Annotated in this window: 22 protein-coding genes; 13 read left to right on the top strand and 9 right to left on the bottom strand. The window is 70.8% G+C overall.

The features are described from left to right. Window positions 1–31: 31 nt before the first annotated feature. The 4 genes from EGK63_RS01000 (at window position 32) to murJ (ending at window position 8,315) form a co-directional block, all read left to right on the top strand. Window positions 32–931 carry an aldo/keto reductase gene (locus EGK63_RS01000; RefSeq protein ID WP_125899508.1) on the top strand — a complete coding sequence of 300 codons (900 nt, stop codon included), beginning with the start codon at window positions 32–34 and terminating at the stop codon, window positions 929–931. 173 nt (window positions 932–1,104) lie between these two features. Further along, window positions 1,105–3,732: a DNA mismatch repair protein MutS gene (gene mutS / locus EGK63_RS00995; protein ID WP_371412892.1), complete on the top strand. Its 2,628-nt coding sequence runs from the start codon at window positions 1,105–1,107 to the stop codon at window positions 3,730–3,732. A 146-nt stretch (window positions 3,733–3,878) separates the two neighbouring features. Beyond that, window positions 3,879–6,581: a [protein-PII] uridylyltransferase gene (gene glnD / locus EGK63_RS00990; protein WP_125899506.1), complete on the top strand. Its 2,703-nt coding sequence runs from the start codon at window positions 3,879–3,881 to the stop codon at window positions 6,579–6,581. Between the two features lie 30 nt (window positions 6,582–6,611). Beyond that, window positions 6,612–8,315, top strand: a complete 1,704-nt coding sequence (murJ, locus tag EGK63_RS00985) for a murein biosynthesis integral membrane protein MurJ (RefSeq protein ID WP_125899505.1) — start codon at window positions 6,612–6,614, stop codon at window positions 8,313–8,315. On the opposite strand, the gene EGK63_RS00980 is transcribed toward murJ, so the two are convergent. Next, window positions 8,310–8,813: a hypothetical protein gene (locus tag EGK63_RS00980; RefSeq protein ID WP_125899504.1), complete on the bottom strand. Its 504-nt coding sequence runs from the start codon at window positions 8,811–8,813 to the stop codon at window positions 8,310–8,312. The two genes, murJ and EGK63_RS00980, sit on opposite strands and share 6 nt — an antisense overlap. Window positions 8,814–9,063: 250 nt before the next feature. On the opposite strand from EGK63_RS00980, the gene trpS reads away from it, so the two are divergent. The 3 genes from trpS to EGK63_RS00965 are packed head-to-tail and all read left to right on the top strand — an operon-like array spanning window position 9,064 to window position 11,314. Further along, window positions 9,064–10,101 carry a tryptophan--tRNA ligase gene (gene trpS, locus EGK63_RS00975; protein ID WP_125899503.1) on the top strand — a complete coding sequence of 346 codons (1,038 nt, stop codon included), beginning with the start codon at window positions 9,064–9,066 and terminating at the stop codon, window positions 10,099–10,101. Window positions 10,102–10,106: 5 nt separating this feature from the next. Further along, window positions 10,107–10,817, top strand: coding sequence for a GNAT family N-acetyltransferase (locus EGK63_RS00970; RefSeq protein WP_125899502.1), 711 nt, complete (start codon window positions 10,107–10,109; stop codon window positions 10,815–10,817). A 32-nt stretch (window positions 10,818–10,849) separates the two neighbouring features. Continuing rightward, complete coding sequence (locus EGK63_RS00965) at window positions 10,850–11,314, top strand: OsmC family protein (RefSeq protein WP_125899501.1); 465 nt, start codon at window positions 10,850–10,852, stop codon at window positions 11,312–11,314. A 7-nt stretch (window positions 11,315–11,321) separates the two neighbouring features. Here EGK63_RS00965 and EGK63_RS00960 read toward each other — a convergent pair whose 3' ends face one another. From EGK63_RS00960 to EGK63_RS00950, 3 genes are all read right to left on the bottom strand, one after another. Further along, on the bottom strand, window positions 11,322–12,245 hold the full coding sequence (locus tag EGK63_RS00960; protein WP_243637516.1) for an NAD(P)/FAD-dependent oxidoreductase: 924 nt from the start codon (window positions 12,243–12,245) through the stop codon (window positions 11,322–11,324). Next, window positions 12,214–12,702 carry an Rrf2 family transcriptional regulator gene (locus EGK63_RS00955; RefSeq protein ID WP_125899500.1) on the bottom strand — a complete coding sequence of 163 codons (489 nt, stop codon included), beginning with the start codon at window positions 12,700–12,702 and terminating at the stop codon, window positions 12,214–12,216. Before EGK63_RS00955 ends, EGK63_RS00960 begins: the two co-directional genes overlap by 32 nt. A 71-nt stretch (window positions 12,703–12,773) precedes the next feature. Next, on the bottom strand, window positions 12,774–13,523 hold the full coding sequence (locus EGK63_RS00950) for a dienelactone hydrolase family protein (RefSeq protein ID WP_125899499.1): 750 nt from the start codon (window positions 13,521–13,523) through the stop codon (window positions 12,774–12,776). Between the two features lie 102 nt (window positions 13,524–13,625). Here EGK63_RS00950 and EGK63_RS00945 point away from each other — a divergent pair, with 102 nt between their 5' ends. Both EGK63_RS00945 and EGK63_RS00940 read left to right on the top strand, forming a co-directional pair. After that, window positions 13,626–14,258: a PadR family transcriptional regulator gene (locus EGK63_RS00945; protein WP_165906498.1), complete on the top strand. Its 633-nt coding sequence runs from the start codon at window positions 13,626–13,628 to the stop codon at window positions 14,256–14,258. Then, window positions 14,255–15,070 (top strand): siderophore-interacting protein, encoded by an 816-nt coding sequence (locus EGK63_RS00940; RefSeq protein ID WP_125899497.1) that lies wholly within the window; start codon window positions 14,255–14,257, stop codon window positions 15,068–15,070. The genes EGK63_RS00945 and EGK63_RS00940 overlap by 4 nt, the downstream gene beginning before the upstream one ends. 113 nt (window positions 15,071–15,183) lie before the next feature. On the opposite strand, the gene purH is transcribed toward EGK63_RS00940, so the two are convergent. Further along, window positions 15,184–16,788 (bottom strand): bifunctional phosphoribosylaminoimidazolecarboxamide formyltransferase/IMP cyclohydrolase, encoded by a 1,605-nt coding sequence (gene purH, locus EGK63_RS00935; RefSeq protein WP_125899496.1) that lies wholly within the window; start codon window positions 16,786–16,788, stop codon window positions 15,184–15,186. A gap of 140 nt (window positions 16,789–16,928) precedes the next feature. Here purH and EGK63_RS00930 point away from each other — a divergent pair, with 140 nt between their 5' ends. Further along, on the top strand, window positions 16,929–17,318 hold the full coding sequence (locus tag EGK63_RS00930; protein ID WP_125899495.1) for a GIY-YIG nuclease family protein: 390 nt from the start codon (window positions 16,929–16,931) through the stop codon (window positions 17,316–17,318). Here the strand turns inward: EGK63_RS00930 and EGK63_RS00925 are convergent. Both EGK63_RS00925 and rpe read right to left on the bottom strand, forming a co-directional pair. Beyond that, entirely contained in the window at window positions 17,315–19,129 is a 1,815-nt protein-coding gene (locus EGK63_RS00925; protein ID WP_125899494.1) for a heparinase II/III family protein, read from the bottom strand. The two genes, EGK63_RS00930 and EGK63_RS00925, sit on opposite strands and share 4 nt — an antisense overlap. After that, window positions 19,126–19,809, bottom strand: coding sequence for a ribulose-phosphate 3-epimerase (rpe, locus tag EGK63_RS00920; RefSeq protein ID WP_125899493.1), 684 nt, complete (start codon window positions 19,807–19,809; stop codon window positions 19,126–19,128). The genes EGK63_RS00925 and rpe overlap by 4 nt, the downstream gene beginning before the upstream one ends. A 208-nt stretch (window positions 19,810–20,017) precedes the next feature. On the opposite strand from rpe, the gene EGK63_RS00915 reads away from it, so the two are divergent. The 3 genes from EGK63_RS00915 (at window position 20,018) to EGK63_RS00905 (ending at window position 23,146) form a co-directional block, all read left to right on the top strand. Beyond that, window positions 20,018–20,452, top strand: coding sequence for a DUF2141 domain-containing protein (locus EGK63_RS00915; protein ID WP_125899492.1), 435 nt, complete (start codon window positions 20,018–20,020; stop codon window positions 20,450–20,452). A 24-nt stretch (window positions 20,453–20,476) separates the two neighbouring features. Next, the gene (locus tag EGK63_RS00910) at window positions 20,477–21,940 is read left to right on the top strand and encodes a carotenoid oxygenase family protein (protein ID WP_125899491.1); all 1,464 of its coding nucleotides are present in this window, start codon (window positions 20,477–20,479) and stop codon (window positions 21,938–21,940) included. Between the two features lie 225 nt (window positions 21,941–22,165). Then, window positions 22,166–23,146, top strand: a complete 981-nt coding sequence (locus tag EGK63_RS00905; protein ID WP_125899490.1) for a magnesium transporter CorA family protein — start codon at window positions 22,166–22,168, stop codon at window positions 23,144–23,146. Between the two features lie 4 nt (window positions 23,147–23,150). Here the strand turns inward: EGK63_RS00905 and EGK63_RS00900 are convergent, their stop codons facing one another. Together EGK63_RS00900 and EGK63_RS00895 are read right to left on the bottom strand one after the other, a co-directional pair. Continuing rightward, complete coding sequence (locus EGK63_RS00900; RefSeq protein ID WP_243637515.1) at window positions 23,151–23,933, bottom strand: LytTR family DNA-binding domain-containing protein; 783 nt, start codon at window positions 23,931–23,933, stop codon at window positions 23,151–23,153. Beyond that, window positions 23,930–24,658 carry a TetR/AcrR family transcriptional regulator gene (locus EGK63_RS00895; RefSeq protein WP_125899489.1) on the bottom strand — a complete coding sequence of 243 codons (729 nt, stop codon included), beginning with the start codon at window positions 24,656–24,658 and terminating at the stop codon, window positions 23,930–23,932. Before EGK63_RS00895 ends, EGK63_RS00900 begins: the two co-directional genes overlap by 4 nt. Between the last annotated feature and the right edge of the window lie 43 nt (window positions 24,659–24,701).

The following is a 24,701-nucleotide window of genomic DNA, read 5'->3' as shown; positions in this document are numbered from 1 at the left end:
TCCCTTAAGCTTTGACAGCGAAAGTGGCGGTGTGAGATTCGCCGTTCCGCCCTCTCCGGCCGACAAACTCGCCATCGCCCTGGTGGTTGAGCCTGATCGGTCCCGCCCGCTGCCGCCCGGCCAGCGGGAGGAGGCGACGCGCCACCTGCTACAGACCGCGGGCGACGCCGGAATCGGCCTGGTCGCCACCCGGCCCGAAGGCGACGTCGAGCGGATGCTGGGCCAGGCCTGGCCCTTCCCCTCGCCTTTCCGCGTCACCGTCCGCACCGTGCCTCTGGCCGACGGCCTGGACCGGGTCGAGGCTCGCGCCCGTCGTTCGCTGGAGCGCATGGGCCTGCCGCGCGGCGACGCGGTCCTGGTGCAGAACGCCGCCGATCTGGCCGGCGCCGAGGGCCGCGCCCTGTGGGACCGGCTGCAGGCGCTGAAGGCGCGGGGCGTCTTCCGCAAGGTCGGCTTCATCGCCACGGTCGAGGACGGCCCCGGCCTGCTGGCCCGGCGCTTCCAGCCGGACGTGGTGCAGTTGACCTGCAACATCCTGGACCAGCGCGCGGCGCGATGCGGCGTCATCGCCGAGCTGGCGAGCCAAGGGGTCGAGGTGCATCTGGCCTCGGTCTTCGCCCAGGGCCTGCTGTTCGCCAACCGCGACAGCCTGCCGCCCGAACTGGCCGCGCACGGCATGGCCCTGTCGCGCACGCGCCGCCGTCTGGCCGAGGCGCGGGTCGATCCGATGCAGGCGGCGCTGGCCTACGCCCTGACCCTGCCGGGGGTGGCCTCCGTCATCGCCAGCGTGGCCTCCTCGGCCGAATTGCGCGCCATCATCGCCGCCTCCCACGCCCCGCGCCCCGACATCGACTGGGACGCCCTGGCGCTGGACGAGACGCCTGCCGCCCTGGCTTCGCGCCCACGTCTGCGGCTGGTCAGCGCCGCCTGATCCACAGAGCTGTCCACAGGTCGCCTTTCGCCTGTGCATGAGGGACGCCGCCCGCGCTTGAGGCCGCCGCCCCGATCCGCCACCCTGCGGGCCAGATGAACGCGCCGCTTTCCCACCCGCCCCAGACCTTGGCCAAAACCGACCTCAAGCCGGACGCCGGAACCACGCCGGTCATGGCCCAGTATCTGTCGGTCAAGGCCGGCCAGCCCGAAGCCATGCTGTTCTTCCGCATGGGCGACTTCTACGAGCTGTTTTTCGAGGACGCGCAGAAGGCGGCCGCCGCGCTGGGCATCGCCCTGACCAAACGCGGCAAGCATCAGGGCGAGGACATTCCCATGGCCGGGGTACCGGTCCACGCCATGGACGGCTATCTGGCGCGGCTGATCCGTCAGGGCTTCAAGGTCGCCGTCTGCGAACAGCTGGAAGATCCGGCCGAGGCCAAGAAGCGCGGCTCCAAGGCCGTGGTCCATCGCGACATCGTGCGGGTGGTGACGCCCGGCACCTTGACCGAGGACGCCCTGCTGGACGCGCGCGGCGCCAACCGGCTGGCGGCCGTGGCGATCCGTAAAGGAAGGGCCGCCGTGGCGGTGGTCGAATTGTCGGCGGGGGTGGTGGATTCGGTCGCCTGCGACCTGTCGGATCTGGGCGCGGCGCTGGCGGCGTTCCGTCCGTCGGAGGTGCTGGTCCCCGACCGCCTGTTCTCGGATGAGACGATGAAGGGGGCGCTGGACGGCTCGGGCGGCGTGGTTCAGGCCATGCCCCAGGCCCTGGCCGAGCCGGTCGGGGCCAAGGACCGGGTGCAGCGGCTTTACGGCGTCTCGGCGCTGGACGGTTTCGGCGCCTTTGAAGAGGCCGAGGTTTCGGCCCTGGGCCTGATCGCCGCCTATCTGGAAACGACGCAGGCGGGCAGGATTCCCGCCCTGACCCCGCCGCGCCGCTCGGGCGAGAGCGGTTTCTTGGCCATCGATCCCGCGACCCGTCTCAGCCTCGAGATCGACCGCACCCAGAGGGGAGAACGCGACGGCTCCCTGCTTCACGCCATCGACCGCACCGTGACCTCGGGCGGGGCGCGGGCGCTGGCCGAGCGCATCTCGCGACCCCTGCGCGATCCGGCGGCGATCAACGCCGGGCTGGATGCGGTCGAATGGCTGCTGGAGCGGCGCGACTTGCGACGCGACCTGCGCGAAGCTTTGCGCGCCTCGGCTGATGTGGCGCGGGCGACCTCGCGACTGGCGCTGGGACGTGGCGGGCCGCGCGATCTGGCGGCGATCCGCTCGGGGCTGAAGACGGCTGAGGGGCTCAGCGCCCTCTTCACCGCCACGGCCAATGATCCGCTGGCCGGGCCGCCTGCGCGCGTAACGGCCTGCCTCGACCGGCTGGCGCTTGAGGGCGACCTGTCGCACCTGCTGGCCGAACTGACCGACGGCCTGATGGACGAGCCGCCGCACCTGGCGCGCGACGGCGGCTATGTGAATCCCGGCCATCGCCCTGAATTGGACGCCGCCCGCACCCTGCGCGACGACAGCCGCAAGGTCATCGCCGAACTGGAGGCCAAAGCCGTCGCCGACAGCGGCGTCGCCTTCAAGGTGCGCCACAACGCCGTCCTCGGCTATTTCCTCGAGACCAGCGCCAAGGCGGCTGAGCCGTTGCTGCGCGCGGGACCGGACAGCCCCTTCATCCACCGCCAGACCCTGGCCAATCAGGTGCGCTTCACAACCGTCGAACTGTCGGAGCTGGACGCCAAGATCAGCCAGGCCGGGCACCGCGCTCTCGCCATCGAGGCCGAGACGTTCGAGGGCTGGCGCCGCGAGGCCGCGCGTCTGGCCGGACCGCTTCAGGGCGTGGCCGAGGCCCTGGCCGAACTGGACGCCCACGCCGCCCTGTCCGAATGGGCCGAAGAGGTCGGGGCCGTGCGCCCCGCCGTCGACGACAGCCTGTGCTTCGCCGTCGAGGCGGGCCGTCACCCGGTGGTCGAGGCGGCGGTGAAGGCGCAGGGCCTGCCCTACACCCCCAACAACTGCCAGCTGGCGGGCGACGGCGTCGGGGCCTCGCGCCTGTCCATCGTCACCGGCCCGAATATGGCGGGTAAGTCGACCTTCCTGCGCCAGAACGCGCTTCTGGTCGTGCTGGCTCAGGCCGGGGCCTTCGTGCCGGCGCGGTCGATGAAGCTGGGCGTGGTCGACCGTCTATTCAGCCGCGTCGGCGCGGGCGACGATCTGGCGCGCGGCCGCTCCACCTTCATGATGGAGATGGTCGAGACGGCCGCCATCCTGACCCAGGCGACCGGGCGCAGCTTCGTCGTGCTGGACGAAATCGGGCGCGGCACCGCCACCTATGACGGCCTGGCCATCGCCTGGGCCACGGCCGAGGCCCTGCACGAGACTAACCGCGCCCGCACCCTGTTCGCCACCCACTATCATGAGCTGGCCCAGCTGGAGGAACGGCTGGACCACGTCTGCAACCTGTCGATGAAGGCGCGCGAGTGGAACGGCGAACTGGTCTTCCTGCACGAGGCGGCGCCCGGCGCGGCGGACCGTTCCTACGGCGTGCAGGTGGCGCGTTTGGCCGGGGTGCCCACCGCCGTCGTCGGCCGCGCCCGCGAGGTGCTGGAGCGGCTGGAGAATGAGAAGGCGGCGACCGCGCGTCTGGACGACCTGCCCCTGTTCGCCGCCGCTGAGCCGCCTCCGCCGCCAATGAAGTCCATGCTCGACGAAGCCGTCGCCGCCATCGACCCCGACGAACTGACCCCGCGCGAGGCGCTGGAGGCGCTGTATCGGTTGAAAAATCTGGCGAAGACCTAAATTCCCGCTCATCCCGGCGGACGCCGGGATCAAGTCCTTTGGCTCCATCCGCGCGCTTGGACACGAAGCGCTTTTCGGGCGTCGAGGGTGAAGCTCTCACTGGATCCCGCCGTCCGCCGGGATGAGCGGGAGATAGGGAGCGTGCTATGCTCTCCAGCGTGATCGCTTCGCGCCCGCTCCCGTCCGCCGTTCTCGACGCCGTCTCGGCGCCGGACCCGCGCGCCGCCGTCACCGCGTTCCTGCGCGAAAGCTTCGACGCCGACCGCGCCCGCGCCGCCCGCCGGGCCGAGAACTCGACCGACGGCGCCGAGGCCGCCCGTCTCTACGCCGAGGCCGCCGACGCCCTGCTGGCGACCCTGTGGCGCTTCGCCGCCGAACAGGTTCATCCAGCCCCCGACGAGCGACTGACCCTGCTGGCGGTCGGCGGCTATGGGCGCGGGGTGCTGGCGCCGTTCTCGGACCTCGACCTTTTGTTCCTGCGGCCGGGGCAGGCGATCAGCCCGCGCGCTCAGGCGGTGGTCGAGTTCGTCCACTATGTCCTGTGGGATCTGGGGCTGAAGGTCGGGTCGGCCTTCCGCTCCATCGGCGAGACGCTGACCCTGGCGCGCGACGACATGACGGTGCGAACGACCTTGCTGGAGGCGCGGGTGCTGGCCGGGGATGCGGCCCTGGGCGAAAGCCTGCTGAAGCGGTTTCGTACCGCCGTCGCCCGCGTCGATCCGCGTCCTTTCATCGCCGCCAAGATGGCCGAGCGCGACGTGCGCCTGCAGAAGACCGGCGCCGTCCGCTACCGCGTCGAGCCGAACGTCAAGGACGGCAAGGGGGGGCTGCGCGACCTCAACACCCTGTTCTGGATCGCTCGCTCGCTGGCGCCGGACAGCGAGCGAGGGCAGGCGGCGCTGGAGGGCCTGTTGACCGCGCGCGAGCTGCGCAGCTTCCGCGAGGCGATCGGCTTCCTGTGGCGGGTGCGCATCCTGCTGCACCTGGTCGCCGGGCGGGCCGAGGAGAAGCTGACCTTCGACGTCCAGCCCGAGATCGCCCGGCGCATGGGCTGGCGCGGGCGCGGCGACGAACTGGCGGTCGAGCGCTTCATGCGCCGCTATTTCCAGTTCGCGCGCGAGGTCGGCGCCCTGACCCGCGCCGTCTCGGCCCAGTTGGAGGCGCGTCAGCAGAAGAAGGCCGAAGGGCTGGCGCGCGGCCTGTCGCGGTTGATTCGGCGGCGCCGGGTCAAGCTGGCCTTCGACGGTCTGGCGGTGGAGGAGGGGCGGCTGACGGTCACGGGGGCCAATGTCTTCGCCCGCGATCCGGTGCGCCTGCTACTGCTGTTCGTCGAGGCGGACCGGCTGGATCTGGACCTGCACCCCGACGCCTTCGCCGCCGTGATCCGTTCGCTGACCCTGGTGACGCCCGCCCTGCGCCGCGATCCGCGCGCGGCCGAGGCCTTCCTGACGGTGTTGGCGCACGGCCAGCGGCCCTATCGCATCCTGTCGATCATGAATGAGACGGGCTTTCTCGGCCGCTTCCTGCCCGAGTGGGGGCGGATCGTCGGCCAGACCCAGTTCAATATGTATCACGCCTATACGGTGGACGAGCACACCCTGCAGGCGGTGGGGATCATCAACGACATCGCGCGCGGCAAGCTGAAGGCGGATCACCCGGCCTCGACCGCCATCGTCCCCCGTATCGCCGACATCGAAGTCCTGATGCTGGCCATGCTGCTGCATGACGTGGGCAAGGGCGGCGACCGGGGCCAGCTGGAGGACGGCGCCATCGCCGCGCGCCGGGCCTGCGAGCGGCTGGGCGTCGATCCGCGCCGGATCGAGCTGGTCGTCTGGCTGGTGCGTCATCATCTGCTGATGAGCGACTACGCCCAGAAGCGCGACGTGTCCGACCCCTCGACCGTGCGCGCCTTCGCCGAGGCGGTGGGCGACCCGGAGCGGTTGCGGATGCTGATGGTGCTGACCGTGGCCGACATCCGCGCCGTCGGGCCGGGGGTGTGGAACGGCTGGAAGGGGCAGCTGATGCGCGCCCTGTTCGAGGCGACCGAGGCCCTGTTCCGGGGCGACGCCGTGACGCGCGAAGACCCTCTGGCCGATCACCCCGCTCTGGTCGAACGAGCGCGGCGCGAGGGGGCGGCGGTCGAGGCCCTGCCCGCCGAAGGGCCGCTGGAATCCACCGCCCGCGTGGCCGTGGCGGCGCGCGACCGGCCCGGCCTGTTCGCTGACCTGGCCGCCACCCTGTCGATGGCGGGCGCCGATGTGGTGGGCGCGCGGCTGGCCACCGCCGACGACGGCATGGCGCTGGACGTGTTCGAGATTCAGGACGGGGCGGGCGAGCCCTATGGCGGGCGCGAGCCGCGACGTCTGGCCATTCTGGTCAAGGCGATGGAGCGGGCGGTGCTGAAGGGGGCGCGGACCTCGACCCTGGAGGCGCCGCGCGTCAGCGCCCGCCGCGCCGTCTTCGATGTGCGGCCGGTGGTGCGGATCGACGCCGATACCGGCACCAGCGCCGTGGTGATCGAGGTCTCCGGCGCCGACCGGCCCGGCCTGCTGGCGGACCTAGCGCGGACGATCTCGGCGCACGGCTATTCGACCCGTTCGGCCCATGTCGCCAGCTTCGGCGAGCGGGCGGTGGACGGCTTCTACATCACCGACGCCGACGGCCGAAAACCAAAGAACAAGGCCAAGCTGGAGGCTCTGAAGACAGATCTTCTGGAGGTGCTGGATCGCGCGCCGCAAGGCCCGGCGGGGCGGCGCATCGTCCCCGTGCGCGCCAGCGTGCGCGACGTCTCCGATCTGGAAGGCGCGCTGGGCCGTTCGCCCGTATCCAGCGGCCCGCAGGCGCGCTAAGGCGTTTCGGGACCGAGCGCAGGAACAGCCGTGAACGACAAGACCGATCCCATCGAACCGGCCACGCCGATTTCTGCGGCAAACGCCACGGTCGAGCCGGTGGTCCAGCCCCCCGCCTCTGCCGCGACGGCCAAGCCCAAGACGGGCGGCGTGGCGCGGTCCTCGGCCATTTTCAGCGCCATGACCCTGCTCAGCCGTCTGGCCGGGTTCGCGCGCGATCTGGTCATCACGGCGGCGCTGGGGGCCTCGGCGGGACCGGCGGCCGACGCCTATTACACGGCGCTGAACTTCCCCAATCTGTTCCGGCGCATCTTCGCCGAGGGGGCCTTCGCCGCCGCCTTCGTGCCCGCCTACGCCAAGACGCTCAAGAGCGAGGGCGAGGCGGCGGCCGACAAGGTGGCGACCGACGCCTTGGCCGCCGTGGCCGCCGTCACCGTGGCCCTGACCGTGGTCGCCCAGCTGGCCATGCCGTGGCTGATGACCGTCATCAACATCGGCTTTCTGGACGATCCGGCGCGCTTCAAGCTGGCGGTGATCCTGACCCAGGTCACCATGCCCTACCTGCCCTGTATGGCGATCGCCTCCCTGCTCAGCGGGGTGCTGAACGCGCGGGGGCGCTTCATCGTCTCGGGCGCCTATCCGATCCTGCTGAACCTGATCATGCTGGCCGCCGTCATCCCGGTGAAGGGCGACCAGATCGAAGCCGCCTACGCCGCCTCCTGGGCCGTGCTGGTCGCGGGCGTGGCCCAGGCGGGGCTTTGCTGGTGGGCGGCGCGCAAGGCGGGGGCGAACATCCGTCTCAGCCTGCCGAAGATGACCCCGGCGGTGAAGGCCATCATCATCACCGCTGTTCCCGCCGCCATCGGCAACAGCGCGACCCAGATCAACGTCTTCATCTCCGGCAACCTGTCCAGCTTCGTCGACGGCGGCCGCACCTGGCTGGCGACGGCGGACCGGCTGTATCAGCTGCCGCTGGGGCTGGTCGGGGTGGCGATCGGCATCGCCCTTTTGCCCAAGCTGTCGGCGGCGGTGGCGTCCGAAGACAGGGGCCAGCAGCAGGCCTCGATGGACGAGGCGCTGATCCTGTCCATGGCCCTGACCCTGCCGGCGGCGGCGGCCCTGATGGCCATGCCCTATTTCCTGATCGACGCCCTGTTCACGCGCGGCGCCTTCCTTCAGATCGACGCCGTCAACACGGCTCACGCCCTGCTGCATTTCGGCTGGGGCGTGCCCGCCTTCGTCCTGATCCGCATCCTGGCGCCCGCCTTCTTCGCCCGCGGCGATACGCGCAGGCCCATGGTGTTCGCCCTGGTGTCGGTGGCGGTGAACGCGACGCTGGCGATCGGCCTGTTCTATCTGGGCATGGGGGTGTCGGGCATTGCGGCGGCGGTCAGCGCCTCGGCCTGGACCAATGTCATCCTGCTGGCGGCGACCCTGTGGCGGCGCGGTCATTACCGCCCCAGTCCGCACGCGGTCTGGCGTCTGGGACGCATCGCCCTGGCCAGCGCAGGTCTGGCGGCGGTGGTCGGCGTCGCCTCCTGGGCGCGGCCGATGTTGCAGGCGCCGGTCGCGGACCTGCTGGCGATGGCGGGTTCGACCCACGGCGCCAAGGAGGTCACCCTGCTGCTGGTCGTGGCGGCGGGCGGTCTAGCTTATGTCGTCCTGGCCTTCCTGACGCGCGCCGTGACGGTGGCCGAGGTCAAGGGGTTGGTCCGGCGCTCGGCCCGGTCATAGGTCCAGCAGAACCTCCAGCGCCTTCTTGAACTCCACCAGACCCTGTTTGGCGCCGAGCGCCGCCGTCAGGGATTCCAGCGGCCCGTCGATGGCGGCCAGCGTCGCGCGCAGGGCGCGGCGGTACAGGGACCAGCCTCGGCTCATGCCCGGATTCTGGTTGGGTTGAGCGGCGACGACCAGGCGATAGGCCGCCAGGATCGCCAGCATCTTGAAGCGCAACGCCTCGCCCTGAAGGCGATGCTCGACCATGGCCGGGGCGGTGAAGTCGGCCGCATCGACCAAGGCGATCAGGGCGTCGACGTCTTCCAGCGCCAGGCTCCTCGCCGTCAGGAAGGCCTCGTCCAGCACCGGGTCGGCGGGGGCGCCGCCGCTGGTCAGGATCAGCGTCTCCCTGAACTCGGCGATCATGTCGATCAGGTGGCGCAGCAGCGCCAGCATCCGCGTCAGCGCCAGGCGAGAGTCGAAACCCTCGGGCGGGGCGACTTCGAACTCGTCCATGTCCTACCCTCCATGCCGATGGAAGAAGAGGCTAACACCGTTCCATGATCGCGGCGACGTGCGAACCGCCGCAGGAGTGTTGCTCTTCGCGCCCCGAACCGATAAGCGCGAGGACATGGCGCTTTCGGGACGAAAACTCGCTCACGGACGATGGCGCGGCTGACCTGCCGCCTCGTGCCTTCGCACGCCTGCCTTTCGCGCGGGATGACGCGCGCCGACATTCGCCTTTCGACTTCCGAGATCCATCATCATGACTGACCAGACTCCGGCCCAATACACCGGTCCGCGCCGCATCCTGTCCGGCATCCAGGCCTCCGGCGCCCTGCACCTGGGCAACTATCTGGGCGCGCTGAAGCGCTTCACCGAATTGCAGGCGACGGGCGCGCCCCTGTTCGTCTTCGTCGCCGACATGCACGCCATCACCGTCTGGCAGGAGCCGGAGAAGCTGGCCGCCCAGACGCGCGAGATCGCGGCGGCCTATCTGGCCTCGGGCCTCGACCCGGCCAAGGCGGTCATCTTCCCCCAGTCGGCCGTGCCCGCCCACGCCGAACTGGCCTGGATATTCAACTGCGTCGGCCGCCTGGGCTGGCTGGACCGGATGACCCAGTTCAAGGAGAAGTCGGGCAAGCACAAGGAACGCTCCAGCGTCGGCCTCTACACCTATCCGGTGCTGCAGGCGGCGGACATCCTGCTCTACAAGGCGACCGAAGTGCCGGTCGGCGAGGATCAGAAGCAGCACCTGGAGCTGACCCGCGACATCGCCCAGAAGTTCAACAACGACTTCGGCGCGCCGGGCTACTTCCCCCTGCCCGAGCCGCTGATCCAGGGTCCGGCGACGCGGGTCATGTCCCTGCGCGACGGTGCGGCCAAGATGTCCAAGTCCGATCCGTCGGACCTGTCGCGCATCAATCTGACCGACGACGCCGACGCCATCGCCAACAAGATCCGCAAGGCCAAGACCGACATGGAGCCGCTGCCGGAAACGCTCGAGGGTCTGGAAGGCCGGGCTGAGGCCAAGAACCTGGTCGCCATCTACGCCGCCCTGTCCGACACGACGCGCGAGGCCGTGCTGGCCGAGTTCGCGGGCCAGGGCTTCGGCGCCTTCAAGCCCAAGCTGGCGGAGCTGGCCGTGTCCTCGATGGCTAACGTCACCGCCGAGATGCGCCGTCTGATGAACGACCCGGCCGAAATCGACCGCGCCCTGGCCGCGGGCGCCGAAAAGGCGCGTGAGATCGCCGAGCCGACCATCACCGAGGTCAAGAAGATCGTCGGCTTCTGGCAGGGCTGAGCCGAATGGCGCACCCGCTCGACCGTCCGGTCTGGAACGCCCTGACGTCGGCGCGTCAGGCGTCCCTGGCCGTGGGGGCGGGCGGGGCGCTGCGGCTGGCGCCGGGTTACGGCGTCTTCGTCGCCAGCGTCGATCAGTCGCCGGAAAGCCTGGCAGCCGTGGCGGCGCTGGAGCAGCCCGAGGGCCTGCTGGCCACGGTCGAGGCGGAGCGCACCCCCGTTCCGCCTGGCCTGACGGCGCTGAAGGAAGCGGTGCTGACGCAGATGGTGCTGGTCGACCTGACGCCCGCCAAGGCGCGCGACATCGCCATCGAGCCCCTGACCGAGGCCGACGCGCCCGCCATGCTGGCCCTGGCGACGCTGACCGAGCCGGGGCCGTTCTTCGACAAGACGCACCGACTGGGCGACTTCTTCGGGGTCAAGCAGGACGGGCGGCTGCTGGCCATGGCGGGCGAGCGGCTGAAGCCCGACGGCTTCACCGAGGTGTCGGGCGTCTGCGCCCATCCCGACGCGCGCGGGCGGGGCTACGCCGGGGCGCTGATGCGGGCGGTGATCGCGCGCATCCTGGCGCGCGGCGAGACGGCTTTCCTGCATTCCTACGCCGACAACGCCGGGGCCATCGCCCTGTATCATTCGCTGGGCTTCACCATCCGGGCGCAGATGCAGATGCGGATGCTGGCCCAGGGTGATCTGGCGAAACCCGCTGAGGGCGCCTAGCTTCGCTTCGACCCTTTGTTTCGGAGCCTGTCATGAGCCAGCACGTCGCCGTCGTCGCATGGAACCGGGGCGATCAGCCCTTCAGCGACAACAAATACGGCCGCGGCCATGACTGGCGCTTCGACGGCGGCGCGGTGGTGCGGGGGTCGTCGGCGCCCTCGCCCATGATCCCGCCGCCCCTGTCGGAAGAGGCGGCGGTGGACCCGGAAGAGGCTCTGGTCGCCGCTCTGTCCAGCTGCCACATGCTGTTTTTCCTGGCCTACGCCCGCAAGGACGGCTTCGTGGTCGACTCCTATCGCGACGAGGCGGAAGGAACCCTGGGCAAGGATGAGCGCGGCAAGATGTCGATCACCGAGATCGTTCTGCGCCCGGCCGTGACCTGGTCGGGCGACAAGCTGCCGGATGCGGCGGCCATCGCCGACCTGCATCACCGCGCCCATGACGTCTGCTACATCGCCAACTCGGTTCGCGCCGAGGTGAAGATCGAGCCGCGCTGAGTCTCCCTTAGGCCGTCTCCTCTTCGATCAGGGAGCGGAAGGCGGCGTGGGCGGCGGTCATGCCGTCCGTCGTCGCCAGGGTGATGTTGCCCGCCGGTCGCGCCAGGTCGCCGGCGGCGAAGACGCCCGGCTGGCTGGTCTGCTGCTGGGCGTCGACCTTGACGATGCGGCCCATGGGGGTGTCGGTCATCTCGCAGCCCAGGCTTTCGGCGAAGCCGCCGGACTGCCGCACATGGGCGCCGACGAAGACGGCCTTCAGCGGGATGAAGCGGCCGTCCGTCAGCCGCGCCCCGGTCAGGGTCGGCGCCTCGCCTTCCAGCCGTTCGACGGGCGTCGGCTCGATGGTCACGCCGCGTCGGGCCAGTATGCGCGCCTCGTCTTCGCTCAGGCGCGCCGGGTCGATGAACAGCACGGCCTGGCCCCATTCGGCGACGACGCTGGCATATTGGACCGCATGGTCGCCGCGCCCCAGGACGCCGATCGGCCCGCCGCCGACCTCATAGCCGTGGCACCAGGGACAGTGCAGGGCGGTGCGGCCCCAACGCTCCTTCACGCCGGGCAGGTCGGGCAGGACGTCCTCGACCCCGTGGGCCAGGATCAGGCGACGGCCCGCGGTGCGGCTGCCGTCGGCGAAGGCGACCGAGAAGCCGCCGTCGATGCGCGCCGCGTCCACCGCCTCGGCCATGCGGAAGGCGGCGGTGGGATAGGCCGCGACCTGGGCGCGGGCGGCGGCGGCGATCTCTGCGCCCGGACGCCCGTCGTTGCTCAGCACCCCGTGCGCGCGGGCGGCGAAGCGGTTCCGGGGGCGGCCGTCGTCGATGACCAGGACGCGGCGGCGCGCCCGCACCAGTTGCAGGGCGGCGGACAGGCCCGCGTAGGAGCCGCCGATGACGACGGCGTCATGGGGCATCGGATTTTCGCTGGTGCGCATGGAGCAGGTCTCTCTTGGGATGGGCGGCCAGCCGGCGCGAGAAGTCCGCCGCCAGATCGGCCAGGGTGATGGAGTCCAGCCGCGCGGCCAGCAGGGCGCGCGCGGCGGCGTAGGTGTCGGACAGGGCGTCGTTGACGGCGGCCTCGATCAGGCAACCCTCCGCCTCGACCGGGGGCGTCTCCGGCAACAGGCCGGGCTCGCCCAGGGCGGCGTGGACCTGGCCCAGGGTGACGGCCGTCAGCGGGCGCGCCAGCCGCCAGCCGCCGCCGTGGCCTTTCTCGGATACGACCAGCCCCTGTTCGCGCAGGCCCGCCATGGTGCGGCGGACCACGACCGGATTGGTCGACAGGCAGGTCGCCAGCATGTCTGAGGTCATCGGCCGGCCGCAGCGCTGTTCGTGCTCGGCCATGTGCAGCAGGGCGTGGAGAATGTTGGAGAGGCGGGAGTCTCTTTTCATGTAACTTCAATTGTTACGTGATGGGGCGCGCGTCAAGGCGCGGTCCAGGAATTATTTCCAGCAGGTTGTCTTCAGGCGTGGGGCGCGCTGTCCTTGAGGAAGGCGCTGAAGCGGCGCAGCGCCTCTTCGGTCAGTTCGGGGTGGTGGCGCATCGGGCCGTTGTTGGTCGGCTCGTCAAAGGCGTGGGTGCCGTCGGCGACCCAGCTTTCGACCTCCGAGCCGCAGTCGCGGATCATGGCGTTGACCCGTTCGGCGTTGCGCACGGTGGTCAGGTGATCGCGTTTGGCCGTCAACGCCAGGACGCGCGGGCAATGACGCCACGGCTTCATCCGGTTGAAGGCCCACGGGCCGATATAGGAATAGGCCAGCCACACGGCCTTCACGCCCGACAGGTCGACGGTTGCGGGATCGGACACGCCCATACGGCCCGGCTCGGGCGTCTCGCTCATCATCTCCATGACGGCCCAGCCGCCGTGGCTCCACCCGCCCAGCGCCAGTTGCGAGGCGTCCACGTCGGACCGTTGCGAAATCCCGTGAATGGCGCCCAGCACGTCGCCCGCCCGCTCATAGCCGCGAAAGGCCAGGCCGGTGCAGACGGCGACCAGGGTGAAGCTCCGGCCCCAGCCGCGCGGGGCGTAGGAATCGACGATGAATGCGCGCCAGCCCGCCGCCTTGGCCGCCTCGGCGTAGCGGGGCAGGTGGGCGCGCAGGCCGCCGCAGCCATGGAACAGAAGCACCGCCGGGCGGGGGCGATCATCGTCCGGTCCGACGACATGCACATGCGGTTCCAACTGGGCCCAGCGGGCGGCGACGGTGTCCATCGGCGCAGCTTAATCCGTCCCGTCGCCGAAGAAAGGGGTCTTGCGCTTTCGATATATCGATATATCTGTTTGCAAGTTAGATATATCGAAGTGAGAGATGAAATGAGAGGATCCAAGGGGATCGGAAAGCGCGGCCACGGCCTGGACCAGGGTCGAGGCCATGGATTTGGGCGCGGCTGGAACGCTTTCGGGCACGGCGGCCATGCGCGGTCGATGTGGCCGGAGGGGCGGCGCCAGGGCGAGGGCCGGACGCGCGGCGAAGGCCACGGCCGACGCGGCGGCGGCCGCATGTTCGAGCACGGCGCCCTGCGCTGGGTGCTGCTGTCGCTGATCGCGGACAAGCCCAGTCACGGCTATGAACTGATCAAGGCCATCGAGGCCCGAATGGGCGGAACCTATACGCCCAGCCCCGGCGTCATCTACCCCAGCCTGACCCTGCTGGAGGACATGGGCGCCGTCAGCGTCGTCGCCGAGGGCGGCAAGAAGCGTTACGCCGTCACCGATGAAGGCCGTCGCCTGCTGGGCGAGAACGCCGAGGCCCTGGCCCACGCCGAGCGCAAGATGAAGGTCTTGCGCGGCCGCGCCGACCGTCCGGCCCGCATCGCCCAGGCCATCGAGGCCTTTCGCGCGGCGACCCATGAGCGTCTGAGCCAGCAACCGCCGCTCAGTGAGGCTCAGGTCGAGGCCATCGCCGATCTGATCGAGGCCGCCGCCGAAAAGGTGAGACAGGCATGAACGACGCCCTGCTGAGACAACCTCGCCGCGTGCGGCACGAGCTGAAGTTCCGCCGCGCGCGCGTGGAGGCGGTGGAGCAACTGACCCCCGTGCTGAAGCGGATCGTCCTGACGGGCGAGGAGCTGGAGGGCTTCTTCAGCCCCGGCTTCGACGACCATGTGAAGATCTTTCCCGTACCACGCGGCGAGCCTCTGGTGCTGCCGACCTTGGGGCCGGACGGGCCGGTGTTTCCCGAGCCCCGGCCCGTGGCGCGCGACTACACGCCGCGTGTTTTCGACGCCGCCAATCGTCGGCTGACCATCGATTTCGCGGTCGGCCATGGCGGTCCGGCGACGGCCTGGGCCGAAGATGCGCGGCCGGGCGACGAACTGGGGCTGGGCGGGCCGCGCGGCTCCTTCCTGATCCCGACCAGCTTCGCCGAACATCTTCTGGTCGGCGACGAGGCGGCCATCCCCGCCATCGCTCGGCGCCTGGAGGAGCTGCCTGCGACCGCGCGCGCCATCGCCTGCATCGAGGTGAACGACGCGGGCGGAGAGCTGGACCTGCCCAGTCCGGCGGACGTCGAGATCGTCTGGGTGCATCGCAACGGCGGCCCGCGCGGCCGCCCTGAGGCCCTGACGGCGGCGGCGGTCGCGGCGGCGAAACGGATCGATCCGGCCGACGCCTATGTCTGGGTCGCCTGCGAGTCCTCGGTCGCCCGCTCGATGCGCGCGGCCTTGCTGGCCGCCCGGCCGTTCAACCAGAAATGGATGAAGGTCGCCGGCTACTGGCGTCTGGGCCGCGCCGGATCGCACGAGGTGATCGAGGACTGAGGCCCGACCGGGCCTTGGCCAAAGAAAAGAGCGCCGCCGACGACCGGCAGCGCCCTCTTCTTTGCGCTCAAGCAGCAGGCGGCCGCGCCGCCCGCATTTAGCGCCCTTCCGGCCTAGTGCCGGAAGACGCGCACGCCGGTGAAGGCCATGGCGATGCCGCGTTCGTCGGCGGCGGCGATGACCTCCTCGTCGCGGATCGAGCCGCCCGGCTGGATCACCGCCGTGGCGCCGGCGGCGACGGCTTCCAGCAGGCCGTCGGCGAAGGGGAAGAAGGCTTCGGAGGCGCAGGCCGAACCCTCGGCGAGGGAGTGGGCCAGACCCTTGGCCTCGCCGGCTTCCTTGGCGCGGATGGCGGCGATGCGGGCGCTGTCGCGGCGGTTCATCTGGCCGGCGCCGATGCCCGCCGTCTGGCCGTCCTTGGCGTAGACGATGGCGTTGGACTTGACGTGCTTGGCCACGGTGAAGGCGAACAGCATGTCCTGGATCTCGGTCGGCGTCGGCTGGCGGCGCGTGACGATCTTCAGGTCCGAGGGCTTGATCAGCGAGCGGTCGCGCGACTGGACCAGGAAGCCGCCGGCCACCGAGCGGAACACCTCGCCCGCGCCGTGCGGGTCGGGCAGGCCGTCGGTGATCAGCAAGCGCAGGTTCTTCTTGGCGGCGAAGACGGCCTTGGCCTCTTCATCGGCGCCCGGCGCGATGACGACTTCGGTGAAGATGCCGGTGATGGCGCGGGCGTCTTCGCCGTTCAGCGGCCGGTTGACGGCGATGACGCCGCCGAAGGCCGACACCGCGTCGCATTCCAGCGCGCGGGCGTAGGCTTCCGACAGATTCTTGCCGACGGCCACGCCGCAGGGGTTGGCGTGCTTGACGATGACGCAGGCCGGGGCTTCGAACTCGGCCACCAGCTCATAGGCGGCGTCGGCGTCGGCGATGTTGTTGTAGCCCAGCTCCTTGCCCTGGACCTGGGTGGCGTAGGCCACGCCCGGACGACGCTCGCCGGTGCGGTAGAAGGCGCCGGTCTGATGCGGGTTCTCGCCATAGCGCAGCGTCTGGGCCAGGGTTCCGGCGATCGACTTGCGGGCCGGGGCGGCGTCCTCCAGCTGAGCGGCGAACCAGCCGGACACGGCGGCGTCATAGGCGGCGGTGCGGGCGAAGGCGCGGGCGGCCAGCTGTTTGCGCAGAGCCAGGGTCGTGGAACCGTCGGCCTTCAGAGCCTCGACGATCAGGTTGATGCTCTCGGCGTCGACGGCGACGGCGACGTGGCCGTGGTTCTTGGAGCCCGAGCGGATCATGGCCGGGCCGCCGATGTCGATGTTCTCGATGGCCGCTTCAAAGCCGCCGCCGTCCTCGACCGTCTTCTCGAAGGGGTAAAGGTCGATCCAGACGATATCGATGGCGCCGATATCATGCTCGCTCATGGCGGCGGCGTGGGCCGGGGCGTTGCGCACGCCCAGCAGGCCGCCGTGCACGACCGGGTGCAGGGTCTTGACCCGGCCGTCCATCATTTCCGGGAAGCCGGTCAGATCGGCCACGTCCTTGACCGGCAGGCCGAAGCCCGTGATCGCCGCCTTGGTGCCGCCGGTCGAGACCAGTTCGACGCCCAGTCCCGCCAGCGTGCGCGCGGCGTCCTCCAGCCCCGCCTTGTCCGAAAGAGAGATCAGGGCGCGGACGGGTTTGATCGCGTCCGGGGCGGGCGGAAAGTCGGGAGCGGCGGGCATGGGCGGCGTCCGTTTACGGCTGGGCGGGGAGATGGCGGGGCCTCTAGCACCAACAGGCGGCGGCGTCAGCCCTTGGGTCCATGCACGCCGTCATCCTCGGGCTTGACCCGAGGATCGAGTTGCCCGTCGCTCGACGGCATATGAACGAGCGCCGTCCCTTCATCGCGACCTATATCCTGGCCAGCCGCCCGCTCGGCGTCCTTTACGTCGGCATGACCTCGAACCTCTACGAACGCATCCGCCAGCATCGGGAGGACGGCATCGAAGGCTTTGCTCAGCGTTACGGCTGCAAGGCGCTGGTCTGGTATGAGACGCACGGCTTCGTCACCGAGGCGATCCGGCGCGAGAAGGCGCTGAAGCGCTGGAACCGCGCCTGGAAGCTGGAGCTGATCGAGAAGACCAACCCGCGGTGGCAAGACCTCTATCCCAGCCTGTTTGGATTGGCGCCCGATCCTCGGGTCAAACCCGAGGATGACGGAGAGGGGGAAGGAAGCGTCAGCGCCTTCCTCCGCCGCCTCGACGGCGTTTAGCTCGGATCGCCGCTCGCGCCCGCCGGGCTCAGCTTCCAGCGGACCTTGGTCTCGGCGTCGGTGCGGGCCGAGCCGCGTACGACGATCTGCAAGGAGCGACGGGTCAGGCCCTCGTCGATGTGGACGGCGGGCTCGATGGCCACGTCGGGGCCGTCGCTGCGGAACCACCAGCCGCGCCCGGACGGGCCGCGCAGCAGGATGGAACGGCGGTCGCGGGCCAGGGAGGCCTGGACGCCGGGCTCGAGCTGGAAGCGCAGGGCGTAGGGGGCGGCGATGGCGCGGGTCGCCTCGGGTCGGCCTTCGGGCGGATGCAGCCGCTCTTCGGCGCGCAGTTCATCCAGCCGCTGGTCGATGTAGAGGCGGCGCTGGTGCATCAGGCCATAGCCGGGCATCCAGCCGTCGTGCTCGACCTCCAGCCAGACGGCGCCGTCGCCGTCCTGATGCTGGCGCGTGACGTGCAGGGCGGGGCCGACCAGGCGCGGGCCCAGAAGCTCGCTCTTCCAGCCGGACAGGGGCTCGCCCAGCGGCTGTTCGCCCAGCGTCAGGGTCGAGGCGCCGGGCGTCAGGCGCAGGGCCTGGCGGTCCAAGGCGCGCGGCGTCCATCCGGCCGAGGTGAACAGGCGGTCGCGGCCGCAGACGACCTCCAGCGCGGCGGGCTGGCCGCAGGCGGCGGCCGACCAGGCGTTGCGGGCCGGGGCTTCGACATCGACCATGACGGTCAGCAGCGGGCTGGAGACGCGCAGCAGGCCCCCGACGGCGCCGCTGGGCGGGGCGGCGGGCGCATCGTCATGGGCGCGGGCGGCGGCGACGCGCTCGGGCGTCGAGGGGCCGCCGCCCTGGAATACGGCCAGGCGTCGATCGGGCAGGGTCTGGAGGCGCAGGGCCAGGGTCAGGCGCGAGATGGCCTCGGCCACCGGCTCGGGCGTCACCTCCGACAGCTGGGCCAGGGCGTCGTCCAGCGTCAGCAGGTCGAGCAGCAGCTCCAGCCCCATCTCCGGCGCGCGCGTGGCGTGGGCGCCGTCGGCGGCGACCGTGGCGGCCAGGGCGCCGGGCAGGCGTTTCAGCGCCTTGTTGCGGATGGCGGCGCCGGCCTTGCCGGCCAGGGCGCAGCCGGCGACGGCGGCGGCCGTCAGACGCTCGGCCCGGCCCATGATCCCGCCGGGCGGCCGCAGCAGCTGGCGCGCCTGATGGGCCAGGATGTCGGTCAGTTGCAAGCGCTCGACCTCGGTCGCCGCGCCCGCCAGCCGCCGCCCGGCGCAGGCCAGGTGATAGACGCGGCGGGCCAGGATGTCGGGATCCCAGGAGAAGGGCGACCAACGGCTGAACACCTCGCGCCAGGCCAGGGTCATGGCCAGGGCCTCGCGCGCGCCGCGATCGCCCTGGGCCATCATGGCGGGCATCCAGTTGAAGCTGTGCAGCTCGACCGCGAAGGCGCGGCTGGGGGTGGGGCTGTTCCACAGCGCCACCGGGCTGTCGGCGTCCAGGCTCAGGCCCGCCAGCGTCAGTTTGCCTGACAGCAGGGGGCGCGGGGCCTCTTCGGGCAGGGGACGGAAGTCGCGCGGGCTGACGGCGAAGCCCTCGGCGGTCGGTCCGCCCAGCGTCAGGCCGTAGCCAGGCAGGCCGTACAGCTCCACCCACAGCTGGCGCGCGGCCAGCCCCTTGGCGACCGAGGCCCACAGGCGCGGATCGGGGCGGGCGCCCGAAGCGGGGCGCACGGGCGTGCGCATCGGGGCGCCCTTCAGGCCGGGGATGTGCCCTTCGGCCAAAGGGACGTCGCTGTCGCGCGGGGCGAAGGGGCCGAGAGGGCTCACGCGGCGGCGGCCTTCAGGGCCTGGATGTTGGCGGCGTAGGCGTCCGGCCCGCCCTTGAAGACGAAGGAACCGGCGACCAGGGCGTCGGCCCCGGCGGCGACGCAGGCCCCGGCGTTGGCGGCGACCACGCCGCCGTCGACCTGCAGGCGGGCCTTTGACCCGGCGCGGTCGAGGATGGCGCGGGCGCGCTCGATCTTCTTCAGCGAGGTCTCGATGAATTTCTGACCGCCGAAGCCGGGGTTCACCGACATGATCAGCACCAGATCGACCAGTTCGACCGCCTCTTCCAGCACGCTCAGCGGCGTGGCCGGATTGAAGACGAGGCCCGCCTTGGCGCCCAGTTGACGGATCTGGCCGAGGGTGCGGTGGACGTGGGGGCCGCTTTCGGGGTGGACGCTCATGATGTCGGCGCCCGCCGCGCGATAGGCCTCCAGCCAATTGTCGACCGGCGCGACCATCAGGTGCACGTCGAACGGCAGGCTGGTGTGCGGGCGCAGGGCCTTCACCACGTCCGGGCCGATGGTCAGGTTGGGCACGAAATGGCCGTCCATGACGTCGACGTGGATCCAGTCGGCGCCGGCGGTCTCCAGGGCGCGGATCTCCTCGCCCAGCTTGGAGAAGTCGCTGGCCAGGATGGAGGGGCAGATCAGCGGGGCGGCGGTCGCGGACGTCTGGGTCATGGTTCTGCGACTTACGGCCCCTCGGCGCGGGGAGCAAGCCGGGCTGCTGCCGCAGGCCGCGTCCAAGCCGGTCATTGGCGCTTCGTGAACGGCGGGCGGTGGTCGTTGGCGAAGGCGCGGCGGTCGCGGACGCAAGGTCGCTGGCGGGGTTCGGTGCGGCGAGGAAGGAAGGCGATGACTTCTCGCCCCGCCCATAAGGACGCTCTGCATGATCCGCCTTTTCGTTATCGCCGCCGCCCTCGCCGCCGCCCCCCTGTCCGTCGCCGTTCCGGCCGCCGCCCAATCCGCCGACAGCCGCCTGACCTTCACCTTCGAGACGGGAGCCGAGACGGGCGCCGTCATGGTCGCCCTCTACGCCGATGAGGCCGCCTATGAGAGCGGCGCGCCCAGCCGCGCGGCGCGGGTCGATGTGGCGGCGGGCGAGCGCGCCGCCGTGTTCGAGAACCTGCCCGCCGGCGCCTACGGCATGAAGGCGTTTCACGACGTCAACGGCAACGGAAAGATGGATGTGAATCCGTTCGGCATGCCGACCGAACCCTTCGCCTTCTCCAACAACGCCGTCGGCAACATGGGGCCGGCCAGGTGGGAGCGCGCCCGCTTCGACGTTTCCGGCGCCACGGCCCAGACCATCCGCATCCGCTAAGCCCCGTTGTCTGAAGAGACCGCCATGATCCCGACCCGCCGCACCCTGTTCATGGGCGCCGCCGCGCTCGCCGCCGCCCGCGTCCTGGCCCCTGATCGGGCCTATGCTCTGCAAGCCTTGGCGGCGACCGCCGACTGGTCCTTGGCTACTGCGGACGTCGAGGACGACATCGCCCCACGCGCCCTGCGCCTCGTCCACGGCCGGGCGCCGCAGGGGCTGGCGGGCAGCCTCTATCGCAACGGGCCGGCCAAGTTTCGGCGGCCCGGCGGTTCATCCCAGCACTGGTTCGACGGCGACGGCCTGATCCGTCGCTGGCGGGTGCAGGACGGTCAGGCCAGCCTGGCCGCCCGCTTCGCCGACACCCGCAAGCGGCGCCAGGAGGCCGAGGTGGGCGCCATGCTGATGCCCGGCTTCGGCACGGTGGCGGATCCGCGCGCCCGCATCGGCTCGGCCGACGACGCCAGTCCGGCCAACACCTCGGTGCACAAGGTCGGCGGCAAGCTGTGGGCTCTGTGGGAGGCGGGCTCGCCCCTTGCCATGGACCCCGAGACCCTGGCGACCGAGGACTTCGTCACGCTGCGGCCCGATCTGAAGAACATGCCCTTCCTGGCCCATCCGCGCATCGAGCCGGACGGCCGCATCTGGAACCTGGGCGTGAACGGTCGTCAGGCCATGGTCTGGCGTCTGGCGGCGGACGGCGCGCTGGAGGACGCCGAGGTGATCGCCCTGCCGCGCGCCAGCTATATCCACGACTTCAGCGCCACGGCCCGGCATCTGGTCATCGTGCTGCAGCCCTGGGTGCATGTCCGCAACGTCGCGCCGATGTCGGCGGGTTTCGACTGGACGCCCGAGGCGGGGACGCAGGTGCTGGTGATCGACAAAGGCGACCTGACCCAGCGGCGGATCTACGACCTGCCGCCCTTCGGCTTCTTCCACGTCGGCGACGCCTGGGACGAGGCGGACGGCACGATCCGCTTCGACCTGTGCGCGCACAAGGACATGGACTTCGCCGCGCGCGGCGCCCAGGAGGTGCTGAACGGCGTGCCCCTGGGCGGCGAACCGGCCGAGCTGGCCATGGTCGTGCTGTCGCCGAACGGGCGCGGGCGGCTGGAGCGGACCGGCGTCGTCGGCGAGTTCCCGCGCAGCGACCCGCGCCGCGCCGGCCTGGCGCGTCGCTTCAGCCTGCACACCACGGGCGAGCGCGCCGACCGACCCCTGGCTTCGGCGGTCGCCGTCACCGACTGGTCGTCCGGCCGCACGCGGTCTTTCGATTTCGGCCCCGGCCATGTGACGGACGAGATGGTCTATGTCCCCAAGCCCGGCGGGACGCACGAGGCCGACGCCTGGCTGGTCGGCCCGACCATCAATCTGAAAGCGGGGGTCAGCGAACTGCACGTCCTGGACCTGATGCACGTCGAGGACGGTCCGGTCGCCACCTGGCGCGCCGACGTGGCCTTGCCGGCGGCGTTCCATGGAAACTGGGCGTGAAAGCCACACCGCGCCATCGCCTCGCGACGGCCCGTTCGGCGCGCGGTTGACCCCCGCCGCCGAACGGGCCAAGACCCCTTCGCCGCCCAGATGCCTATCCTGGGGCGGCGTCTTTTTGGAAACCCTCAGATGAACCCCGAAGACCGAAGTCCGTCTTCAACTTCTTCGACGCTCTGAGGACGCTCCGCTTCCGCGCGAGGGCGTCCTCGCGAAAGGAAGCGACTTATGCTGAACGCCTATGACTGGCGCGCCGATCGGCTCGTGCGCCTGGATACGGCCGTGGATCACGGCCCCGCCTGCTGGATCGATCTCGTCTCCCCGACCGCCGATGAGGTGGCGGCGCTGGAAACCCTGACCGGCATCGACATCCCCAGCCGGGACGAGATGGACGACGTCGAGCCGTCCGCCCGTCTCTACGCCGAAGACAACGGCGTCTTCATGATCGCCGCCGTGGCCACGGATCTGGAGACGCACGATCCGGTCAAGACGCCCGTGACCTTCATTCTCAGGGGCGGGCGGCTGGTGACGGTGCGCTACGGCCAGCCGCGCTCCTTCCAGTTGTTCATCGCCCGCGCCACCCACAAGCCGGGCGAGAAGCTGGCCGGCGGCGAGGCCATCATGATGGGGCTGATCGAGGCCGTCATCGACCGCTACGCCGACGCCCTGGAGATGAAGGGGCTGGAGCTGGACGCCATCTCGCGCCAGATCTTCCGCAAGCGCGATCCCAAGGCGGTGGAGAGCCATAACCTGCAACTGGTGATCCAGGACATCGGCCGGGCGGGCGACTTCCTGGCCCTGATCCGCGAGAGCCTGTCCAGCCTGCAACGACTGCTGGCCTATCACGCGGCGCTGTCGGGCGCGCGCGCCGGGGGCAAGGCGGACCGCGAGGCGCGCCAGACCGTGCGTCTGCTGCAACGCGATGCGGCGGCGTTGAGCGAACTCAGCGTCTCCATGTCGTCCAAGGTGACCTTCCTGATGGATGCGACGCTGGGCCTGATCAATCTGGAGCAGAACCAGATCATCAAGATCTTCTCGGTCGCGGCCGTGGCCCTGCTGCCGCCGACGCTGATCGCCTCCATCTACGGCATGAATTTCGACGTGATGCCGGAATTGCACTGGCCGTACGGCTACCCGGCGGCGGTGGGGGCGATGATCCTGTCGGCCGCCCTGCCGTATCTCGTCTTCCGCAAGAAGCGCTGGCTGTAGCGGCTCACCACCAGCCCGCGTCGCGCAGGGCCTTGGCGTAGCGGCGGCTGACGGGGACGACCAGTTCGCCGCCGGGACCGCCGTCCAGCGTCAGGGCGGCGCGGCCGTCGCCGCGCACGACCGAGGCCACGGCGCTCTTGGCCGCCCACCAACTGCGGTGGGTCTGGGCGCCCTCCAGCCCCTCCAGCTCAGTCAGGGCGTCGGACAGCCGCATCAGGATCAGGTCCGAGCCTCTGTCGGTGTGCAGGCGCAGATAGTGGTCCTCGGCCTGGACGGCGATCAGCCGCGCGCCGCGCAAGCGAGGCGGGAGGCGGTCGAGGAAACGGGCGGGCGCGCCGCCCGGCGCGGCGGCGTGGGTTTCGACCGGCTGTTTGCGGCCCAGGAAGACGTTCAGGATGCTGAGCACGGCGGTGATCAGGGCCACCGGCGGGAAGAAGTGGCGCAGGTCGTCGGCGTGGCGCAGCCGGCCTTCGAACATCAGGCCGGTCATGGCCCAGACCATGAGCGTCAGCGGCCCGGTGATGACCAGGGTCAGGGCGGCGACGCCCAGCCAGGGGCGCGCGTCCACGTCGATGAAGCGCTCGACCAGCAGGCTGCATAGGTGCCCCCACAGGCCGCCGACGACGAGCACGGGCACCCAATAGGCCAGACGCTGGGCCAGCGGCGCGCCGTTGGAGCCGAAGGCGCCGCCCAGCGCCAGGAAGACGCCCGCCCCGACGGCCACCGCCAGGCCGCGCAGGAAGTCCCGCGCCTTGGACCCCGGCGAGAAATCCAGTCGAGCCGTCACGCGCGCCTCGAACCGCAGACGGCGCGGAAGCCGGCGGCGGCGAACCGCACCATGTAGTCGCAGGCGCTGTCCAGATCGCCGGACTGGCACAGGCCGCCGGACAGGCGGTCCAGGCGCCCTGTCTCGCCCAGGGTCAGGGTCAGGGCGCCAGACAGATTGTGATAGGCCCAGTACAGATCGGCCTCGTCCGCCTCGGGCATGATGCGCTTGACCAGCTCCAGCAGGCGACGGATCGCCGGGTCGAAATAGCGGGCCATGGTCTCTCCGCCGAAGGCCGGGTTGGCGTTGGTCTGGGCCACCAGAGCGGCGTAGTGCTTCCACCCCGGCCCGCCCTTCAGCGACCACTGGAACGGCGGGCGCAGAAAGGCCTCGAACAGCCCTTCCAGCGTCATGGCGTCGCCCGCAGCCTCGGCGTAACGATTGACGGCGGCGACGCGCTCGGCGTTCCACACCTCGGCGCGACGGTTGAAGACGGCGTCGAACAGCTCCTTCTTGGCTCCGAAATAATAGTGGACGAGGGCCGTATCCACGCCCGCCTCGCGCGCCACCTCGCGGATGGTGACGCCGTAGAAGCCGTGCTTGGAGAACAGATCCTCGGCCGCGTTCAGAATGGCGTCGCGCGTCTCGCCCGCCGCGGCCGCCTTGGACTTCTTGGGCCGTCCGCGCCGGGCGGGCGCGAGGGGCAGCGGCGGAATCTGGGGCGGCGGCAGGTCGCTCTTCGTCATGGCCGGAAGCTAGTCGCGCTTTGGGGGTTAGTGCAACGGCGCC

This window comes from Brevundimonas sp. 357, assembly GCF_003938605.1.
Lineage (GTDB): Bacteria > Pseudomonadota > Alphaproteobacteria > Caulobacterales > Caulobacteraceae > Brevundimonas.
Note: the sequence above shows the minus strand (reverse complement) of the source record. Positions and strands in the feature narration are given on the sequence as shown.

Excerpts from the sequence above, each read along its gene's own strand:
- mutS (WP_371412892.1), top strand. The coding sequence starts at position 1,105 with ATGGCCCAGTATCTGTCGGTCAAGGCCGGCCAGCCCGAAGCCATGCTG.
- glnD (WP_125899506.1), top strand. The coding sequence starts at position 3,879 with ATGCTCTCCAGCGTGATCGCTTCGCGCCCGCTCCCGTCCGCCGTTCTC.
- EGK63_RS00980 (WP_125899504.1), bottom strand. The coding sequence starts at position 8,813 with ATGGACGAGTTCGAAGTCGCCCCGCCCGAGGGTTTCGACTCTCGCCTG.
- trpS (WP_125899503.1), top strand. The coding sequence starts at position 9,064 with ATGACTGACCAGACTCCGGCCCAATACACCGGTCCGCGCCGCATCCTG.
- EGK63_RS00970 (WP_125899502.1), top strand. The coding sequence starts at position 10,107 with ATGGCGCACCCGCTCGACCGTCCGGTCTGGAACGCCCTGACGTCGGCG.
- EGK63_RS00965 (WP_125899501.1), top strand. The coding sequence starts at position 10,850 with ATGAGCCAGCACGTCGCCGTCGTCGCATGGAACCGGGGCGATCAGCCC.
- EGK63_RS00960 (WP_243637516.1), bottom strand. The coding sequence starts at position 12,245 with ATGCGCACCAGCGAAAATCCGATGCCCCATGACGCCGTCGTCATCGGC.
- EGK63_RS00955 (WP_125899500.1), bottom strand. The coding sequence starts at position 12,702 with ATGAAAAGAGACTCCCGCCTCTCCAACATTCTCCACGCCCTGCTGCAC.
- EGK63_RS00950 (WP_125899499.1), bottom strand. The coding sequence starts at position 13,523 with ATGGACACCGTCGCCGCCCGCTGGGCCCAGTTGGAACCGCATGTGCAT.
- EGK63_RS00945 (WP_165906498.1), top strand. The coding sequence starts at position 13,626 with ATGAGAGGATCCAAGGGGATCGGAAAGCGCGGCCACGGCCTGGACCAG.
- EGK63_RS00940 (WP_125899497.1), top strand. The coding sequence starts at position 14,255 with ATGAACGACGCCCTGCTGAGACAACCTCGCCGCGTGCGGCACGAGCTG.
- purH (WP_125899496.1), bottom strand. The coding sequence starts at position 16,788 with ATGCCCGCCGCTCCCGACTTTCCGCCCGCCCCGGACGCGATCAAACCC.
- EGK63_RS00930 (WP_125899495.1), top strand. The coding sequence starts at position 16,929 with ATGAACGAGCGCCGTCCCTTCATCGCGACCTATATCCTGGCCAGCCGC.
- rpe (WP_125899493.1), bottom strand. The coding sequence starts at position 19,809 with ATGACCCAGACGTCCGCGACCGCCGCCCCGCTGATCTGCCCCTCCATC.
- EGK63_RS00915 (WP_125899492.1), top strand. The coding sequence starts at position 20,018 with ATGATCCGCCTTTTCGTTATCGCCGCCGCCCTCGCCGCCGCCCCCCTG.
- EGK63_RS00910 (WP_125899491.1), top strand. The coding sequence starts at position 20,477 with ATGATCCCGACCCGCCGCACCCTGTTCATGGGCGCCGCCGCGCTCGCC.
- EGK63_RS00905 (WP_125899490.1), top strand. The coding sequence starts at position 22,166 with ATGCTGAACGCCTATGACTGGCGCGCCGATCGGCTCGTGCGCCTGGAT.
- EGK63_RS00895 (WP_125899489.1), bottom strand. The coding sequence starts at position 24,658 with ATGACGAAGAGCGACCTGCCGCCGCCCCAGATTCCGCCGCTGCCCCTC.